The sequence below is a fragment of the Acetobacteroides hydrogenigenes genome (genome assembly GCF_004340205.1).
Lineage (GTDB): Bacteria > Bacteroidota > Bacteroidia > Bacteroidales > ZOR0009 > Acetobacteroides > Acetobacteroides hydrogenigenes.
This window is the reverse complement of the sequence record NZ_SLWB01000016.1, coordinates 39,168-56,467: the sequence shown is the minus strand read 5'-3', so window position 1 is coordinate 56,467 and position 17,300 is coordinate 39,168. Positions and strand designations below refer to the sequence as shown.

At 48.9% G+C, this 17,300-nt stretch carries 17 protein-coding genes; 10 read left to right on the top strand and 7 right to left on the bottom strand.

The genetic code is table 11. The features are described from left to right. Positions 1 to 33 precede the first annotated feature (33 nt). The gene (locus CLV25_RS13715) at positions 34 to 387 is read right to left on the bottom strand and encodes a helix-turn-helix domain-containing protein (protein WP_131840236.1); all 354 of its coding nucleotides are present in this window, start codon (positions 385 to 387) and stop codon (positions 34 to 36) included. 525 nt (positions 388 to 912) lie between these two features. On the opposite strand from CLV25_RS13715, the gene CLV25_RS13710 reads away from it, so the two are divergent. From CLV25_RS13710 to CLV25_RS13685, 6 genes are all read left to right on the top strand, one after another. Beyond that, positions 913 to 1,137, top strand: a complete 225-nt coding sequence (locus tag CLV25_RS13710; protein ID WP_131840235.1) for a hypothetical protein — start codon at positions 913 to 915, stop codon at positions 1,135 to 1,137. A gap of 13 nt (positions 1,138 to 1,150) precedes the next feature. Continuing rightward, positions 1,151 to 1,375, top strand: a complete 225-nt coding sequence (locus CLV25_RS13705) for a hypothetical protein (RefSeq protein ID WP_131840234.1) — start codon at positions 1,151 to 1,153, stop codon at positions 1,373 to 1,375. Between the two features lie 24 nt (positions 1,376 to 1,399). Continuing rightward, positions 1,400 to 1,624, top strand: a complete 225-nt coding sequence (locus tag CLV25_RS13700; protein ID WP_131840233.1) for a hypothetical protein — start codon at positions 1,400 to 1,402, stop codon at positions 1,622 to 1,624. Between the two features lie 139 nt (positions 1,625 to 1,763). Further along, positions 1,764 to 2,141, top strand: a complete 378-nt coding sequence (locus tag CLV25_RS13695; protein WP_131840232.1) for a DUF5329 family protein — start codon at positions 1,764 to 1,766, stop codon at positions 2,139 to 2,141. A gap of 198 nt (positions 2,142 to 2,339) precedes the next feature. Then, positions 2,340 to 3,977, top strand: coding sequence for an ABC-F family ATP-binding cassette domain-containing protein (locus CLV25_RS13690; protein WP_131840231.1), 1,638 nt, complete (start codon positions 2,340 to 2,342; stop codon positions 3,975 to 3,977). Between the two features lie 147 nt (positions 3,978 to 4,124). Next, the gene (locus CLV25_RS13685; protein ID WP_131840230.1) at positions 4,125 to 5,288 is read left to right on the top strand and encodes a glycoside hydrolase family 27 protein; all 1,164 of its coding nucleotides are present in this window, start codon (positions 4,125 to 4,127) and stop codon (positions 5,286 to 5,288) included. A gap of 78 nt (positions 5,289 to 5,366) precedes the next feature. Here CLV25_RS13685 and CLV25_RS13680 read toward each other — a convergent pair whose 3' ends face one another. From CLV25_RS13680 to CLV25_RS13660, 5 genes are all read right to left on the bottom strand, one after another. Continuing rightward, positions 5,367 to 6,419, bottom strand: coding sequence for an endonuclease/exonuclease/phosphatase family protein (locus CLV25_RS13680; protein ID WP_131840229.1), 1,053 nt, complete (start codon positions 6,417 to 6,419; stop codon positions 5,367 to 5,369). A 66-nt stretch (positions 6,420 to 6,485) separates the two neighbouring features. Beyond that, positions 6,486 to 6,881 carry a hypothetical protein gene (locus CLV25_RS13675; RefSeq protein WP_131840228.1) on the bottom strand — a complete coding sequence of 132 codons (396 nt, stop codon included), beginning with the start codon at positions 6,879 to 6,881 and terminating at the stop codon, positions 6,486 to 6,488. Between the two features lie 173 nt (positions 6,882 to 7,054). After that, complete coding sequence (locus CLV25_RS13670) at positions 7,055 to 8,947, bottom strand: amidophosphoribosyltransferase (RefSeq protein WP_131840227.1); 1,893 nt, start codon at positions 8,945 to 8,947, stop codon at positions 7,055 to 7,057. A 63-nt stretch (positions 8,948 to 9,010) separates the two neighbouring features. Next, entirely contained in the window at positions 9,011 to 9,493 is a 483-nt protein-coding gene (locus tag CLV25_RS13665; RefSeq protein ID WP_131840226.1) for an SPOR domain-containing protein, read from the bottom strand. Positions 9,494 to 9,596: 103 nt separating this feature from the next. Next, complete coding sequence (locus tag CLV25_RS13660) at positions 9,597 to 10,088, bottom strand: hypothetical protein (RefSeq protein WP_131840225.1); 492 nt, start codon at positions 10,086 to 10,088, stop codon at positions 9,597 to 9,599. Positions 10,089 to 10,328: 240 nt separating this feature from the next. Here CLV25_RS13660 and CLV25_RS13655 point away from each other — a divergent pair, with 240 nt between their 5' ends. After that, positions 10,329 to 11,351 (top strand): LacI family DNA-binding transcriptional regulator, encoded by a 1,023-nt coding sequence (locus CLV25_RS13655; protein ID WP_131840224.1) that lies wholly within the window; start codon positions 10,329 to 10,331, stop codon positions 11,349 to 11,351. 26 nt (positions 11,352 to 11,377) lie between these two features. Next, on the top strand, positions 11,378 to 12,265 hold the full coding sequence (locus CLV25_RS13650) for an ROK family protein (protein WP_131840223.1): 888 nt from the start codon (positions 11,378 to 11,380) through the stop codon (positions 12,263 to 12,265). A gap of 88 nt (positions 12,266 to 12,353) precedes the next feature. On the opposite strand, the gene miaB is transcribed toward CLV25_RS13650, so the two are convergent. Continuing rightward, complete coding sequence (miaB, locus tag CLV25_RS13645; protein WP_394345245.1) at positions 12,354 to 13,751, bottom strand: tRNA (N6-isopentenyl adenosine(37)-C2)-methylthiotransferase MiaB; 1,398 nt, start codon at positions 13,749 to 13,751, stop codon at positions 12,354 to 12,356. Between the two features lie 179 nt (positions 13,752 to 13,930). On the opposite strand from miaB, the gene CLV25_RS13640 reads away from it, so the two are divergent. After that, entirely contained in the window at positions 13,931 to 15,040 is a 1,110-nt protein-coding gene (locus CLV25_RS13640; protein ID WP_131840221.1) for a carbohydrate-binding family 9-like protein, read from the top strand. A gap of 138 nt (positions 15,041 to 15,178) precedes the next feature. Continuing rightward, positions 15,179 to 16,543 (top strand): serine hydrolase domain-containing protein, encoded by a 1,365-nt coding sequence (locus tag CLV25_RS13635; protein WP_131840220.1) that lies wholly within the window; start codon positions 15,179 to 15,181, stop codon positions 16,541 to 16,543. Positions 16,544 to 17,300: the final 757 nt, after the last annotated feature.

The following is a 17,300-nucleotide window of genomic DNA, read 5'->3' as shown; positions in this document are numbered from 1 at the left end:
GTCGAGCAGCTTCGGCGGGTGTTTCTTATTTGATTACTCCTCCTCGCCAAGCTTCTTGAGCAGCTCCAGCGCCTTGTCGAGTTTGCTGGGCGGGATGCCCTGAATGGCGCCTACTAGAGGACTGTAGGTACCCCTTCGGAGGAGCTTGGCCAGCGGCAGCGACAGCTCCTCGGGAGTCTCCTCTTTTGGGGTCCACTCCAACAGGTCGTTGGGGGTGCAGTGCAGCAGGCGGCACAGGTGTTCGAGCTGGTTAAACTTTACCAGCGTTACCGATCCTTTAAGCATGATGTAGCATGCTCGGTAGGAAAACCCCTGCTCTTGCAGGTAATGGAGCGGGTTGCCGTGGCCCCGCATCCGAATCATCCGTTCGATATTAAGCTTTATCATATCGGTTAAGTATTTGTTAGGCCCTCTAATTTAGCGTATTATTTTCGGACTTTAAAAATTCCTCTAAAAACCGAGGATGATATTCCTCGGAGCTACTTTAACGAGGCTCAGCACAACTTTTTCGAACATGGCAGGGTATTATAATACGCTTCCAAGTAATAATAATACGCTACTGGGTAATAAAAATATTATAGCAAGTAATAAATATATCTCAAAAGCGGAGTTGTCTACTCTCAAAGTGTAGTAAAATTACATGAAAGGGTATTTTAATACATCGGGAGGTTATTTTTACTACTTGGCAGGTACGACGTCGAGGATTTGAGCAATGCGGTTGAGGGTTGAGCCTTCGGGTTAGTGGCTTTTACCTCCGATTTAGTAGCGGCTACCTTCGGCTTTGTTGCCTCTAGCAATTCGCGAGGGGGAGCAACCGACGATTGGGGGGGTGACCGTGAAAAAGAAAGCCTTTTTTTGGTTAAGCTTCTGTAATTTGCTAATATTGGAGGTGCATTTAATAACATATACAAAATGGAAATTAAAAAAGAATCAAAACCAACCACCTCCTTGCTCTTCGATGGCTGGGGAAGCCTTGCAGTAGCTGTTGCAACAGGGGCGCTTACCGTAAAGTACCTCATTCAGTACGATCCGAAGAATTGGGTGAACCTCACGATTTGGGGGCTGCTTTCGGTGCTCTGCACCATCTGTTTTGTAAGATTTATCTACCGAAAGTTTAGCAAGAAAACCAATCCGTAAAACCTCTTAAACCATGTTTAGAAAAATACACGTAAAGCTTAAAGCCCTAGCCGTTCCGCTGCAAAAAGGGTGGAAAGAAAATGGGAATATTATAGCTTTTATCTGCTTTGGCACTTTGACGGTAAAGTACATCCTCCGATGGAATGAAGAAAAGCACCTCGATCTGGTAGTCTATGGTATTGCTTCGATTGTTTTCCTCATCCGCCACATCAAGTACAAGCGTGGCTATAGGGATTAGGGTGAATAGTAAAAGTATCACAATATGTTCTGGAAGATTTACTCGTCGTTTTTAAGGATTACCGATCCTATCTGGAGGTGGGTTACAAGAAATGGATATCTAATTGCAGGCATATGTTGGGCAGGGCTTGCTCTGTTGGCCTACATTAAGAGCGACGACGGTTCACTTGTCGAACCTATCAGCTTTGGAGCTGCTTCGGTTGTTGGCTTTATTTGCCACATCTGGAGCCGACGAGGCCGCTGCGATTAGGTTGGTTTCTCGGTTCCGTAAGAGCACGGCTTGACATTTCGAGGAAAGATTTACCCGTAATTAACCGGTACTGAAATAGGGGTATTAATTCGAGATGCTTACATTTGTGCGCAATCATTTAGAGTAATAGCGATATCCTATGAGTATAAAAACGATGTTTATTGCTGCAATCGGTCTATTTGCTGTGCTGCTGGCAAATCCTGCGAAGGCGCAAGTTAAGCTTACGGAAAATCAGAAAATAGAGCTGCTAATCCAGTCCGTTCAGCAGCTAAAGGGCGCGCAGTTCTACCGCAACGGCTCGTACTACGATGCCGCAAAAGCAGCCGAGCACCTCCGCATGAAGTGGGGAAAGGCCGGTAGCCGGGTGAAAACGGCTCAAGACTTTATCGAGGTAGTTGGCTCCAAGTCGTACCTCAGCGGCGAGGAGTACCATATAAAGCTTTCCGATGGGCGAAAGGTTGCCACCAAGGCGTTCTTTACCCAGAAGCTTAAGGAAATAACGGCTTCGAAAGGCTAGATAGCAAAAGGCAGCGCTGGTAGGCGTTGCCTTTTTTGTAGCGCATTTTAGTAGAACCGCCTCGGCTTTGCTCGGCGGTCGCCGAGCGAAGCCGAGGCGCACCCTTCGTGGTTCACTTAAAATCTGTGTAAATCCGCCTAATCCGTTTCATCCGCGATCCGTTTTTCTATCTTTGCGCCTCAAATTTAAATAGCAGAGATGATTGCAGCGGACGGGCTTAGCGTAGAGTTTGGGGGAACAACCCTGTTTAAGGATGTGACGTTTGTGGTGAACGAGAAGGACCGCATTGCCCTGATGGGGAAGAACGGTGCCGGAAAGTCTACCCTTCTAAAGATACTGGCAGGTGCCCGTCAGCCATCGGCTGGACGCGTTTCTGCCCCCAAGGATGCCGTTATCGCCTACCTGCCCCAGCACCTGATGACCGAGAACACGCGCACCGTGTTCGAGGAGGCTTCGCTGGCCTATTCGAACATCCACGAGATGGAGCGCCGCATCCAGGAGATCAACGACGAGCTGGGCGTTCGCACCGACTACGAGAGCGACGAGTACTCGCGCCTGATTGAGGAGGTGTCAACCCTCAGCGAGAAGTTCTACACCATCGAGGATATCAACTACGATGCCGAGGTGGAGAAGATCCTGCTCGGCTTGGGCTTCGTCCGCGAGGACTTCACCCGTCCAACCGGCGACTTCAGCGGTGGATGGCGCATGCGCATCGAGCTGGCCAAGATTCTGCTGCAAAAGCCCGACCTCATCCTGCTCGACGAGCCCACCAACCACATGGACATCGAGTCGATTCAGTGGCTAGAGGAGTTCCTCATCAACAGCGCCAAGGCGGTAATCGTCATCAGCCACGATAGGGCTTTTGTCGACAACATCACCACCCGCACCATCGAGGTAACCATGGGCCGCATCTACGACTACAAGGTAAACTACTCAAAATATTTGGAGCTGCGCAAGGAGCGCCGCGAGCAGCAGCAGAAGCAGTACGACGATCAGCAGAAGATGATTGCCGACAACATGGAGTTCATCGAGCGCTTTAAGGGAACCTACTCCAAAACGCTGCAGGTGCAGTCGCGCGTAAAAATGCTCGAGAAGCTCGAGCTGGTGGAGATCGACGAGGAGGATACCTCGGCGCTTCGCCTCAAGTTTCCGCCATCGCCTCGTGCGGGTAGCTACCCCGTAATTGCCGAGGGCGTTAGCAAGAGCTACGGCGACCATCTGGTGTACCAGAACGCCTCGTTCACCATCGAGCGCGGCGAGCGCGTGGCCTTTGTGGGCAAGAACGGCGAGGGTAAATCTACCATGGTGAAGTCCATCATGAAGGAGATAGACCATGAGGGAACGCTAACGCTTGGTCATAACGTGATGATCGGCTACTTCGCCCAAAACCAAGCCTCACTTCTCGATGAGGAGCTAACCGTATTTCAAACCATCGACGATGTGGCCAAGGGCGACATCCGTACCAAAATAAAAGATATACTGGGCGCTTTCATGTTCGGCGGCGACAACTCCACCAAGAAGGTAAAGGTGCTTTCGGGCGGCGAGCGCACCCGCTTGGCTATGATTAAGCTGCTGCTGGAGCCCGTCAACCTCCTCATCCTCGACGAGCCCACCAACCACCTCGACCTAAAAACGAAGGATATCCTTAAGGAAGCCCTCAAGGACTACGACGGCACGCTCATCGTAGTTTCGCACGACCGCGACTTCCTCGACGGCCTCGTAAGCAAGGTGTACGAGTTCGGCAACAAGCGCGTAAAGGAGCACTTGGGCGACATCAAGTACTTCCTAGAGGTAAAGAAGATGGAGAACTTGAGGGAGATTGAGAGGAAGAACTAGAGGGGGAAGACGTTAGTCGCTAGAATTTAGATATTAGAAAAAAGAGGGATGCGAGTTGGCATCTCTTTTTTTATTCATCCCTTAGGGATAAATTGCACAATCGGGATGATTATTCCCTAGAATTTACAAATAGATAAGAGCAGGGTGATGAAGAGAGCATACATTACTGCGCTATGCGCGCTTATTTCGCTGGGTCTTTGGGCTCAGAAGACCAAAACCCCGATTATGGGATGGAGTAGCTGGAATAACTTCCGTGTAAATATTAACGAGCAGCTTATCCGCGAGCAGGCCGATGCGATGGTTTCTTCCGGTATGGTAAAGGCGGGCTACCGGTATGTAAATATCGACGATGGCTACTTTGGTGGTCGCGATGCGCAGGGGCACCTTTTTGCCGATAGCATCAAGTTCCCTAGCGGGATGAAGGCCTTAGCCGACTACATCCACAGCAAAGGGCTAAAGGCTGGAATTTACACCGATGCCGGATCTAACACCTGCGGCTCTATCTGGGATAACGACAAGAATGGTATCGGAGTAGGCATATATGGTTACATCAAGCAGGACTGCAATCAGTTTTTCAACCAGTGGGGTTACGACTTCCTTAAGGTTGACTGGTGCGGCGGTCAAAAACAAAAGCTAGATGAAAAGACCGAATATCTTGCCATCATAAAGGAGGTTAGAAGCATCCGAAAGGATATTATCTTCAACATATGTCGTTGGCAGTTTCCCGGCGAGTGGGCCGTTAAGGAGGCTGACTCGTGGCGCATCTCTGGCGATATCGACGCCAAATGGGGCAGCATCAGCCATATCATCGACCTGAATGCCGATTTGGCAAAGTACGCATCGCCCGGGCACTTCAACGACATGGACATGCTTCAGGTTGGCCGAGGAATGACCTACGACGAGGATAAGTCGCACTTTAGCATGTGGTGCATGATGCTCTCTCCGCTATTAGCTGGCAACGATCTTCGCACCATGAGCAAGGAGACCATCGAAATCCTTACCAACAGGGAGATGATTGCCATCCATCAGGATGAGGCTTGCATTCAGGCTGAGCGCAAGCTAAAGGAGGGCTCCGTTGAGGTTTGGGTGAAGCCGTTGGGCAAGGCCGCCAAGAAGGAGTTTGCCGTTGCCGTACTAAATAGAGGCGATAATCCAGCAACCTACACGCTTTCGTTTGCGAATTTGGGAATAAACGGAGTGTCAAAGGCTCGTGATGTTTGGCAGCATAAAAACGTTTCTGTAATCAACGGAAAACTTTCGTTAGATATTCCAAAGCACGGTATCGTTGTGCTAAGGGTTAAGGGCAAGTAACAAGAACAACAGGATATAAAGGAACATCCCCAAGTGGCAGAACCGCTTGGGGATGTTTGCTATTTGTCTGTATTGTTTCTATTGGGCAAGGAAGAAGGTTGCCATTACCGCCTTGTGGTCGGTTGGCCAAACATTCATAGGCTTTATAAATCTATCATTCGAGGTTTCCACTATACGCTTATTCCTGCAAATAGATCCTTGAGGTCCGACGATTACGGCATCCTTTAGTTTTAGGCCTTTATATGGATGGTAAAAGATAAAGTCGATGCGATCGCGATCATCTGCCTCGGGCGACCATGCCAGCTTCTTGATGTCCACCAAAGGATTATCGGCAGGGAAGGTAAAACCGGGGTGGGTTACCGGATTGGGATAGCGCTGGCGGTAGGCATCCTTATAGCCCGACTTTTCGAGTAGTTTGGTAACATGCCAGGGTACTACAAGCCCGTTGTGGTCGTACAGGTTGCGGTTGGCCTTTATCCAATCGAGGTGCGAGGGCTCGTTGAAGTCGCCGCCCAACATTACCAAATGTCCTTTGGCAATCTCCTTTTGGGCATCCTCAATAAATAATCGAATGGCAGCAACTCTTTGCGATGCGGCGTTGTCGAAAAGGACGGTGTCGAGGTTGTCTACTTTTTTGGGTAACTTCTTCCACGTTGTTCCGCAGTATCCGCGTGGGAGATAGAGGGCACAGTTGCGATAGTCGAGGTGGGCGGTGTAGAAGGCAACCTTGTGTGAGCCCATATCGGCTACTACTTTGTAGATGCTGCCATGGTCATCATTTTCGGGAAATACGGTGGCGCTGTCGACAATAGGGTAGCGGCTCAAGATACCCGAATCGTAGCTGTAGAAGGAGTAGTAGGTCTTGCCTCGCTTGCGTAGCGATTCGACGATACGGTCGCAGAAGCGGGTGCCCTTATAGTTGCGCACTTCGCTTAGGGCAACGAAGTCTGCATCGGTACGAGCAATCTCGTCGGCAATAGCCTCGTATCCGTTAGGGATTACAGTCCCTTCCTGCCAGATGTTAAACTGCAGGACCTTGATGGTCTTTCTCTTTTTAGCTTCTGCCGAAGAGAAGAGAAGGAGGATTGCCAAAAGCAGCAGCCACCCTCGTAAGTGGTATAATGATCTCATGGTGTTTAGGGTATTGAGTTTAGATGGTGTAATATGAAAAGAGACGCTAATAGCGTCTCGTATTTATTAGGCAAGAGCCTCCTTAATCGCTTTTGAGGTGCTTTTCTGGATAATCATGCTTGCATAATCGGGGAAGTTAGCCTTGATGGTGGCAATAGCGTTGGCGTCCTCGGCGAAAACAACCTCGGGCAGATTCTCTAGCTCTGAAGGTTGATGGTTGTCTACTAGGTAGCGTAGAATCATGTAGGGTAGCGATTCTTCCACATGCTCATTAACGTAGGTTTCCAGCGTTTGATCCAGTACTGCTTCCACCTCCAGCACTCCACCTTTAATAGAGGGCGTTTCGCCATCTTTAAAAATGAGGTAGTACTCTATGGTTACCTTTTTATCCTTTTCGGTAGCCTCTAAGAGCGCGTAGGCGCTTCCAAATCGGTCCACCTTAGCAGAGTATTGTTGAAACATGACGTGTGTCTTTTACATTTGATTGGCAAAAGTAATGCGTTTGGACTGGCATTGCAAATATTCTATTTCGCCGATTATGCAACCAAATTTTTATCTATTACAATAACGTAGGGGCAGATAATTATCTGCCCCTATAAAATATTCGGGTAGATGATTATCTACCCCTACGAATCCTAATATGCCCTTTTGTTTACCCCTTCAATAAAGTTGATGAACGCGGTGTTTACAACGCGGTTACCTCCATCGGTGGGGTAGTTGCCGGTAAAGTACCAATCGCCAAGGTCGTTTGGACAAGCCTCGTGAAGTCCTTCAACCGTTTGGTAAACGATCTCTAGGTCTGCCTTCATATCGGCAGGGCGAAGAATTTCGGCAATCTTGGCGGATATCTGCTCGTCGGTAAATGGACGGTAGATATCCTTTACGTGGTTGATGATCTCTTCTTTTGGAAGGTATTGTTGTGCCTTGCAGCGCTGGTAAACATCATCGATAACATCCGTTTTTCCGGCATCCTTAAGCAGTTCGATAGCGGCCGTAAAGGCGATAAAGTCACCCATCTTTGTCATGTCGATGCCGTAGCAGTCGGGGTAGCGAATCTGAGGCGCTGAGCTTACCACCACAATCTTTTTAGGGTTGAGGCGGTCGAGCATGCGCAGGATGCTCTGGCGTAGTGTGGTTCCTCGAACGATGGAGTCATCAATAATTACTAGATTATCTACACCAGCGTTAACCGTACCGTAGGTGATATCGTATACGTGGGCAACCATGTCGTCGCGGTTTTCGTCCTGCGTGATGAAGGTACGTAGCTTAACGTCCTTCACGGCAATCTTCTCGATGCGTGGGCGCTCGGAGATGATCTCAATAAGCTTCTCCTGGGTAATGTTACCGTTTGCCTCAATAATCTGCTGCTTTTTCTGCTCCGCCATATACTTCTCAACACCTTCAACAAGCCCGTAGAAAGCGGTTTCGGCAGTGTTGGGAATGAACGAGAATACGGTATTCTTTAGATTGTAGTCAACAGCCTTTAGCACTTGATTAACGACGCCAGCACCTAGGCCCTTGCGCTCGAGGTAGATGTTCTTATCTGTTCCGCGCGAGAAGTAGATGCGCTCGAAAGAGCACGATTTGCGCTCCTGTGGTACACGTATCGGTTCGAGTGAAACATCACCATTCTTACGGATTATAAGCGCAGTTCCTGGCTTCACTTGGTGAACTTCAGCGGCAGGAACGTTCATCACGGTTTGGATAACGGCGCGCTCTGAGGCTACCACCACAATCTCATCGTCGATGTAGTAGTTGGCTGGACGAATGCCCCAAGGGTCGCGGGCAACAAAGGCATCTCCATGCCCAATTAGGCCTGCAAGAGCATAGCCTCCGTCAAAATCTTTTGTAGCAATTTCAAGAACCTTACGAACATCTAGGTTCGATTCGATTAGCTTAGATATCTCCTTATTGTTGAAACCTTCGTTCTTGTACTTGCGGAAGAGCATCTGGTTCTCCTCGTCGAGGAAGAAGCCCATCATCTCGAGGATGGTAACGGTATCGGTAAAATCCTTTGGATGTTGCCCAAGTTCAACTAGGCGGTTGAAGAGTTCATCAACATTGGTAAGGTTGAAGTTTCCGGCCAGTACCAAGCTACGGCTACGCCAGTTGTTGGCGCGCATCACCGGATGCACAAAGTCGATGGAGTGGTTACCGAAGGTGCCGTAACGCAGGTGACCAAGGTACAGCTCTCCTGCAAAGTTGACATTTTCCTTTGCCCAACTAGGGTCTGTTACAAGCGACTTATCGGCATGGGCAATTCCTTGACGAATATTGTCGAATACATCCTTTATTGGGGTCGATTGGTTGGAGCGATAGCGGTCGAAGTAGCGTTTCCCGGGGGCAAGGTCAATCTTTACGCTGGCAACGCCGGCGCCGTCCTGTCCGCGGTTGTGCTGCTTCTCCATTATTAGGTACAACTTCTGGATTCCATAAGTCCACGAGCCGTATTTCTCCTTGTAGTACTCCAACGGCTTACGTAGGCGTATAAGGGCTATGCCGCACTCGTGCTTAATTTGATCGCTCATCTTTCAACTAGTTTGCTGTTTGTTATTGTGTGTTCTCTCTATTTCAACAAATAAAAAATCCCACTACAAGGGTGGGAAGTTTATTTTTTCCTTTACAGGATATGCTTTGGGGTACTCTATTTTAACAACTTCGAGAAAGGCTTTAGCCTCGTTTAATGTTCTGAAATCTCCAACAGATACGCGAAAGTATGGACTTGAGTACGATCGGTAGGCTTTAACGCTAGGATACTTTGCCTCGAACTGTAGCACCAGCGCTTCCGACTCTTGCCTAGAATTTTGCTTGTTGTCGGAGAAAATTCTTATTCGATAGCCGTTTTGGGTGAAAGTTCGTTCGTTTTTCACAGCCATTTGGGCTACCGCTTGTTTTAGAAATGCAGGCTGATTAAGCTTGACTGTTGCTTCATTGGGCCCTGGCTGTGCTATATCAGAGTATATATTGTAGAAAACAACTCGCTGAGTAGTGTCGGAGGAAACGGTTAGGTTTTGCGTGTAACCTTTTAAGTAACCCGCCATCAAAATCGCAATTACGGCAATAATTTTCTTCATTTTGGGATATCCTGTTCGCTTGTTTTGAAGACCTTTATGGCTGCAAAGGTAGTAAATTCAAACCAGTAAACTACGCAAAGTTAATTGTTAAGAATTGCTACAATCACTGCTTTCGCGATGTTGTTAGAATGCTATCTAGGCCTTTTATTGATTTGCTCAGTTTCTGATTTTCAATTTTGATTTTTTTGGAGAAAGGGAACGAACTAACCTTAACGTAGCCATTTGCGGTAAAGTCGTCTGGGTTGAGCTTTCGGGTAAGAAGCATAAACCCGGAAGAAAGAATGTTGGAAATACGAATTTTGAGTTGAACCGTCTTTTCTATCTGACTTTTGGCTGGGACCTCAACCTTTTCGAGCGATTCTACATGTGCAAACTTGCTGTCAAATCTATTTATATCGAGATCTAGCTTTCTAAGACATACCTTGCTATGGGTTGGGTTGTTTACCAGCAAGGTTATATCAACATAGGCTGTTGAACCGCTAAACTCTTTAAGGGTAACGTTGGTTACCTTTTCAATACGAATGTCCTTGTAGCTGCTGCAAGAGGCAAGTAGTAGGCAGAGCAGAATGACGAATAGTAGCTTGGTGTAGCGCATGTGGCGAATAATTTGGGGGCTAAATTAGCAAAATAATGCGATTTGCTACTGGTTAGATGTCCGAGGATATAAATACTGTCTTTGGCCTTAAAGTGTTTCTTAATAGCGTTTTATGATGGTTTGTGAAAATTATTGCACAATGGTAACGCATTGTACGGTTTCGTTCAATAAAAACAGAGCAATAATTTGCAATTGTTGTTCTTTTTTGTTGTAAAATTGTGCAAACAAAAGGAGCAGTGCATGAAACGAATGGATATTACCATTGATGATATTGCAAGCGAGTTGGGAATTTCTGTTTCAACGGTTTCGCGTGCGCTAAACAACCATCCTCGCATTAGCGATGCCACCAAGCAAAAGGTGCTAAAGAAAGCAAAGGAATTGGGCTATAAGCCAGGTTTGTCCGATTATGGGAGGAGGCTCACGTCTTTAGGGCAAATAGTTGCGCTGGTTTGCCCGCATCTTAACAACCGAATGTACCGAACGGCACTGGAGAAGTTACAACCCGCTCTTTTGACTAAGGGAATCATAGTGTCTGCTTTCTTCACCGAAAATCGATCGGAAGTAGAAAAACAAATTGTTAATAAGCTGATAGAAATAAAACCTGCGGCTGTAGTTCTTTCTACGGCGGTAGATACCAATGACTATAGCCATTTTAACCAGCTTATTGATGCAGGTATACCTCTCATTTGCTTCAATCGGGTAAACTTCGATTTTCCAGTACCTAAGATTATAGCCGACAACTACCAAGGAGCTTTTTCGGCCGCAAGTAAGCTTATTGCTGGGGGCGCTCAACGAATAGGGGTAATCGTGGGGAATCGCCGTTGCCATATTTACGAGGAGATCGTGAAAGGTATAAAGCAGGCCGTTTATAAGGTTGGACGTGCATGGCGTCCGGAGTATGTGGTTAACTGCAACCTCGATCATAGCTCTGTTGAGTATGCTATTGAATACTTATTCTCGCTACCAGAGCCGCCTGATGCGATGATTGTTGGACGCCCGCAGAATGCCCTTCACCTTGTTCACAGGCTTAAGGAACGGAATATATCGGTTCCTAACGATATACCGGTGGTTGCTTTTGGCGCCTTTGAGTATAATATGTACATTTCTCCATCAATTTCTACCATCGAGGCGGACTCTAACCTTATGGCAGATGAGCTGCTAGCAAAGGTAGAGGAGGTTCTTTTAAGCGATGGCGAGCAGGTTACAGCCAGCACTATTATTATTCCTACAGAACTTTTTGTCAGAGGAACTAGCTTTAGATAATTTTGTAACACGAATACATTTTTGCTATGATATTTACAGGTGATGACGAGAATACTACCTATATAGGTGTAAATATGAGCGGTCGCTACATTCAGGTGGGCCGTGTAAAAGGGGAGGTTATCGAACAACAGGTTTCCCGAAGAATTAACAACCGCGAGGTAGAAGAGGTAATCCTACGCGAGCTGATATCGACCATAGAGGAGGCAATGACTCCTGATGTTAGCAGCATTGGGATTGGCGTGCCCAGCGTGGTAGATGTTAAGCAGGGCATTGTTTACAAGGTAATCAATATTCCTTCGTGGCGAAAGGTGCAACTTAAGGCTATTCTGGAGCAGCAGTTTGGGGTGCCAGTTTACGTAAATAACAACGCTAACTGTTTTGCTATTGGCGAGAAGTACTTTGGCAAAGGATTCCCTTACGACAACATGGTTGGGCTTATCATTGGAACTGGTGTTGGTGCAGGTATTGTTTTGAATGGGCATCTCTTCTCTGGAAACAACTGCGTTGCTGGTGAGTTCGGTCTTATTCCTTACAAAGAACACGACTACGAGTACTACTGCTCCGAAGGTTATTTCGAAGAAAAGTATGGCATTAAGGCCGACGCATTCCTCGAAAGAGCCGAAGACGGTGATAAGATTGCTCTAGCCGTATTCGAACAGTTTGGTTACGATGTGGGAAACATCGTTAAAACCATCATGTACTCGGTTGATCCCGATTTGATTGTTGTTGGTGGAGCTCTTTCGAAGGCATTCCCCTATTTCGAGAAAACGATGTGGGAGCAAGTGCGCACGTTCTTCTATCGCGAAGCTGCCGATAGGTTAAAGATTTCGCAAACCGAAACCCAGGATATTGCCATTCTTGGAGCCGCTGCGCTTTGTCTTGACGCAAAGAATCGAAACATATTTAGCAAGTAGAAAAAGCAATTCTTTTGCTGGAAAAATTAAGAAGCCCCACTACCAATACTGGTGTGGGGCTTTACTTTATCATATTGTTGAGCCAATTCTACTCTACAGGCTCGCCCTTTAGCGTAGCCGAGGAGGCTTGAGTTATCTTAACCTTAACAAGATCTCCTACTTTGTAATTCTTACGAGGGAAAACCACCACCTTATACTGCGAGCTTCGTCCGAAGAGTTCCTCTTTGGAGCGCTTCGAAGTCCCTTCAACCAGCACCTCAAATACCTTTCCGATATCCTTTTGGTTGCTCTTTAGCGAAAGCTTGTTTTGCAGCTCGATGATTTCGTTTAGGCGGCGCGTTTTTACCTCTTCGGGTATGTCGTCGGTAAGGGTGCGCTGTGCCTTGGTGTTGGGGCGTTCGCTGTACTTAAACATGTAGGCAAACTCGTACCCAACTTCCTCCATGAGCGATAGCGTATCCTGATGCTCTTCCTCAGTCTCGGTGCAGAATCCGGCGATGACATCGGTTGAGATGGCGCAATCGGGCATGTACCTGCGGATGGCTGCTATGCGATCCAAGTACCACTCGCGGGTATAGCCACGGTTCATCATCTTAAGCATGCGGGTGTTGCCCGACTGTGCTGGTAGATGAATGTACTTGCAGATGTTGTCGTGGGCGGCCATTACCTCAAGTACCTCGTCCTTCATATCTCTAGGATGTGAGGTTGAGTAGCGAATGCGCATGGTTGGATTTTGCTTGGCAACCATGTCGAGCAGGTTGGCGAAGCTTACATCGCCATTTTCGCTGTCGGGGCTGGTCCATCGGTAGGAGTTCACATTCTGTCCGAGCAGTGTAACCTCCTTGTAGCCGTTGTCGGCCAATTCCTGAACTTCGCGCAGAATGGTGTGTGGGTCGCGGCTGCGCTCGCCACCACGGGTGTAGGGTACCACGCAGTAGGTGCACATGTTGTTGCATCCGCGCATGATCGAAACGTAGGCGGTTATGCCATTCTGGTCGAGGCGAACGGGGCTAAGGTCGGCGTAGGTTTCCTCGCGCGAGAGCAGCACGTTGATTCCCTTTTGTCCACCTTCGGCGCCAACCACCAGGTTGGGCAGGTCGCGGTAGGCATCGGGGCCAACTACGATATCAACCACCTTATCCTCCTCCAAAAGTTTTGTTTTGAGGCGTTCGGCCATACAGCCAATTACGCCCACAAGCACAGGGCGCTTCTTTTTCTGCTGCTTAAATACATCCAGACGTCCCCATACGCGCTGCTCGGCGTTGTCGCGGATCGAGCAGGTGTTGATGAGGATTAGATCGGCCTTCGCCATGTCTTGGGTAAGCGAGTAGCCGTGCTGCTGCATGATGGACACCACCACCTCCGAGTCGTTGGCGTTCATCTGGCAGCCGTAAGTCTCGATGTACAGCTTGGGCAGGGTTTCGTTTACTACGGGTCTGATGGATTTAAAGTCCACTGCTCCCTTGTTGTCTAAGCTGATACTCATCGTCATAAAAATTTGTGCAAATGTAGCATTTTAAGTGAGTAGTGAGTATAGCGGGGAGGGCAAACCCTTGCATTCGTAGGGATGGAATTGCTGCATTATTCCTTTTATAAAGGACAATAAATGTATTTAGCTTATAAAAGGAATATCTTCGCCTCGAATTAACTACACTACTATTATTTATGACGAAAGTCCAAACGCTACTAGCAGCATTGGCTATTCTAGGGTCGATGGGCAATGCCAACGCACAACCTTCTATGGTTGGCGTCCCCACTCAGGGCATTGAGCATCTTTTGGCTACGCCTAAAAGCTATACGGCCGTTAAGGCGAGCGATCCTATTACGTTAGACGGTAAGTTCGACGAGAAAACATGGGCCAACGCCCCATGGACCGATAAATTTGTGGATATAGAGGGCGATCGAAGGCCAACCCCGCGCTACGGCACTCGGGTTAAGATGGCGTGGGACGATCAGTACATCTACTTTGCGGCCGAGCTGGAAGATCCGCATATTTGGGCCAACCTTAAGGAGCACGATCAGGTTGTTTTCTACGACAACGACTTCGAAATATTCATCGATCCTGATGGCGATAACCACAACTACTACGAGTACGAGGTGAACGCGCTAGGAACCATCTTCGATCTTTTTCTGGTAAAAACGTACCGGGTTGGAGCACCGCCTATTCTTAGCTGGAACTTTGAAGGGCTTAGGCAGGGCATCAGCATCGACGGCACGGTGAACAACCCCAACGATGTCGATCGCAAGTGGACGGTCGAAATTGCTATCCCGTTTAAGGCAATGGCGTTCGAGTTTAAAACGCCATCGCTGCAAAAGCCTTGGCGTATCAACTTCTCGCGCGTGGAGTGGGACACCAAGGTTGAGAACGGCAAGTACGTTAAGGAAATTGATCCATCAACCGGAAAGGGAAAGCCCGAGAACAACTGGGTATGGTCGCCACAAGGGGTTATCAACATGCACTACCCCGAGCGCTGGGGGTACCTCTCTTTCGCCAGCTCCGCCACCTTGGATGGGGTTAAGCCTTTAGAGATACCACAGACAGAGCAGGCCAAGAGCGCGCTTTGGGCGCTATTCTACCGTCAGCAGGAGTATGCCGGAAAGAACGGTCGCTACGCCAAGGAGCTCAAGGAGCTTGGCTTTAAGAAGAGCATCGCGGTAAACGGCGTACCCTATACGCTGCTGCTGGAAGCTACTACCGACATGTACCAGGCAACGCTGCTCGACAAGGATGGAAAAGCAGCCGCCAAGATATTCAGCGATGGCAAGGTGTACTAGGATTGCTATGCTGGTATAGGCGTTATACTTTTATATTAGGACATTAAAGGCGGGGCATCGGTTGCACAGGATCGATGCCTCGCTTTTTTTGCCTATACTTGTAGCTGCAGTTCCTACATCTATAAAAACTATACGGTTATGCCACTCGCAGCGCGTACAAAGCGGACTCTAATTGTTGGTATCCTCGCCGTAGTGCTGGTAGCGCTATTTTGGGGTATATCTTTTCTGAATTCCATAATTCCAATAGTTACCGGCTACAGCGCCAAGCATCTTTGCTCGTCGGTATTTATTTCGAACCGAGCGCAGCAGGATGTTGAGGTGTTAGACCTGAGCTTCTTCCCGGTTAAGTACGCCGTCAACACGGTTAGCTACAAGGATTCCACGGTTACCAGCCGCTTCCTGTGGGGAAAGTCTACGGCCGTTTTTCGGCGTGGGGTAGGGAGCACCTTGGTTCGCGATGCCGATTTGGCCTCCATCCGTAGGTTTGCCTTTACCAACGCCATCGGCTACAACCCCGACACGGTGCGCTGGCCGTTGGGCAACGTGCTGCCCGACTCGGTGGCCATCAGCCCAAATAAAAAGCTGAAGGCCGTATCGCGCGAGCTGGTTGGGGGGAGCAAGTATGGTGGGCATCCCTTTGCCTTTGTGGTGCTGCATAACGGCGTTCCGGTAGAGGAGGCCTACCGTAGCGGCTTCAGCAGCAAGAGCCGTCTTCTGGGCTGGTCGATGGGCAAGAGCGTGGCCAGCGCCATTGTTGGGGTGATGGTGGCCAACGGCATGGCCGACATCTACCAGCCAACGGGCATTGCGGAGTGGCAGCACGACGGGCGCAGCCGGATAACGCCGAACGACCTGTTGCGGATGCAGAGCGGCCTTCAGTGGAACGAGGGCTATGGCTCGCGCTCCGACGTTACCCAAATGCTGTACTGCAGCGGCAGCTTTGGCCAATACGCCATCGGCAAGCCGCTGGAGCACCCCGTAGGTTCGCGCTGGACCTACTCCTCGGGCAGCTCCAACATTGTATGCTACTGGGCACGGCAGCACTTTAAAAGCGACTCCGCCTTCTACGCCTTTATATACGGTAAGCTGCTCAACCGCATTGGGCTTCAGGATGCCATCCTCGAGCCGGATGCCAGCGGGATTCCCGCAGGCTCGTCGTACATCTACGCCACGGCGCGCGACTACGCCCGCTTTGCGCTGCTCTACCTGCAGGATGGCGTATTCAACGGCCAGCGCATTCTGCCCAAGGGCTGGGTAAGCTACACCCGAACGCCAACCCCGGCAAGCGATGGCGCTTACGGCGCATCCTTCTGGCGGAAGGGGCCTAAGAGTGCCCCGGAGCTGCCCGGCGACTTCTTCTCGTGCGAGGGGCACGATGGGCAGTACGTCGTAATTATCCCATCGCGCCAGCTGGCCATTGTGGTGCTCGGCTACTCGCCCCGCTCGAGCAACGCCCTAAAGCTGGGGCTGCTGGTTAAGGACGTGGTGGCGGCGGTGGGCTAGGGTCTATAGCCGTAATGACTATTTATAGAAGGATAAAATCGGAGAGTAAAATTGATGTATAACGAATAGCCGGCATGGATTGGTAAAAAGAGTCGTAAGGCTATTCCGTAAACACCATGGAGAAGCTGGAACATCCCGGAAACGGGGCATACCAGACTGGCACGAAATCTGTTCGAGTTGGTACATCCCGCTCTGCGGGAGAGCGGAGCATCTACAAGATTAACTAGCCGAAAAAACACCAACAATCAGGAACGAACAATATAGGAATAGCGCTAAGCAGCGACCGAACGAGTTATTTCGTGCAGGATTTTTCTTTGTTTCGTTTCTTTTGATCCCTCAAAAGAAATGAAAAATGGAGTTTGCCGCCCTCCAATTATAGCATCTAACGGCGGTGGGGTAGAACCTGCCCCTGCTCTGGAATCGGCTACTTATCCATTCAGTTATCAAAACCTTTGTGCAAGCCCACAAAACTGGGGCGTATCGCTGGCTTTGGTGGGGGCAAAATCTGCCCCTCAGCGCATTCTGCCCGACATGTTGAAAACTTTTCGAAAAAAATTCACAAAAATATAGCTAACGAATGCCTAATGCTGCTAATTTTGAGTTCGGCGATCTTTGATTAGCGATTGGTTAAAGCTCCATTGGTGTAGGATACCGATGATTTTGGGGTTTTCCTTGCTTTTTGGATTTACCGCAAAGTTGCGGTAACCTCAAAACGCCATTTTGAGCTTCCCGCAGGTTGGAAGTAACCCCAAAATCT

Excerpts from the sequence above, each read along its gene's own strand:
- CLV25_RS13715 (WP_131840236.1), bottom strand. The coding sequence starts at position 387 with ATGATAAAGCTTAATATCGAACGGATGATTCGGATGCGGGGCCACGGC.
- CLV25_RS13710 (WP_131840235.1), top strand. The coding sequence starts at position 913 with ATGGAAATTAAAAAAGAATCAAAACCAACCACCTCCTTGCTCTTCGAT.
- CLV25_RS13705 (WP_131840234.1), top strand. The coding sequence starts at position 1,151 with ATGTTTAGAAAAATACACGTAAAGCTTAAAGCCCTAGCCGTTCCGCTG.
- CLV25_RS13700 (WP_131840233.1), top strand. The coding sequence starts at position 1,400 with ATGTTCTGGAAGATTTACTCGTCGTTTTTAAGGATTACCGATCCTATC.
- CLV25_RS13695 (WP_131840232.1), top strand. The coding sequence starts at position 1,764 with ATGAGTATAAAAACGATGTTTATTGCTGCAATCGGTCTATTTGCTGTG.
- CLV25_RS13690 (WP_131840231.1), top strand. The coding sequence starts at position 2,340 with ATGATTGCAGCGGACGGGCTTAGCGTAGAGTTTGGGGGAACAACCCTG.
- CLV25_RS13685 (WP_131840230.1), top strand. The coding sequence starts at position 4,125 with ATGAAGAGAGCATACATTACTGCGCTATGCGCGCTTATTTCGCTGGGT.
- CLV25_RS13680 (WP_131840229.1), bottom strand. The coding sequence starts at position 6,419 with ATGAGATCATTATACCACTTACGAGGGTGGCTGCTGCTTTTGGCAATC.
- CLV25_RS13675 (WP_131840228.1), bottom strand. The coding sequence starts at position 6,881 with ATGTTTCAACAATACTCTGCTAAGGTGGACCGATTTGGAAGCGCCTAC.
- CLV25_RS13670 (WP_131840227.1), bottom strand. The coding sequence starts at position 8,947 with ATGAGCGATCAAATTAAGCACGAGTGCGGCATAGCCCTTATACGCCTA.
- CLV25_RS13665 (WP_131840226.1), bottom strand. The coding sequence starts at position 9,493 with ATGAAGAAAATTATTGCCGTAATTGCGATTTTGATGGCGGGTTACTTA.
- CLV25_RS13660 (WP_131840225.1), bottom strand. The coding sequence starts at position 10,088 with ATGCGCTACACCAAGCTACTATTCGTCATTCTGCTCTGCCTACTACTT.
- CLV25_RS13655 (WP_131840224.1), top strand. The coding sequence starts at position 10,329 with ATGAAACGAATGGATATTACCATTGATGATATTGCAAGCGAGTTGGGA.
- CLV25_RS13650 (WP_131840223.1), top strand. The coding sequence starts at position 11,378 with ATGATATTTACAGGTGATGACGAGAATACTACCTATATAGGTGTAAAT.
- miaB (WP_394345245.1), bottom strand. The coding sequence starts at position 13,751 with ATGAGTATCAGCTTAGACAACAAGGGAGCAGTGGACTTTAAATCCATC.
- CLV25_RS13640 (WP_131840221.1), top strand. The coding sequence starts at position 13,931 with ATGACGAAAGTCCAAACGCTACTAGCAGCATTGGCTATTCTAGGGTCG.
- CLV25_RS13635 (WP_131840220.1), top strand. The coding sequence starts at position 15,179 with ATGCCACTCGCAGCGCGTACAAAGCGGACTCTAATTGTTGGTATCCTC.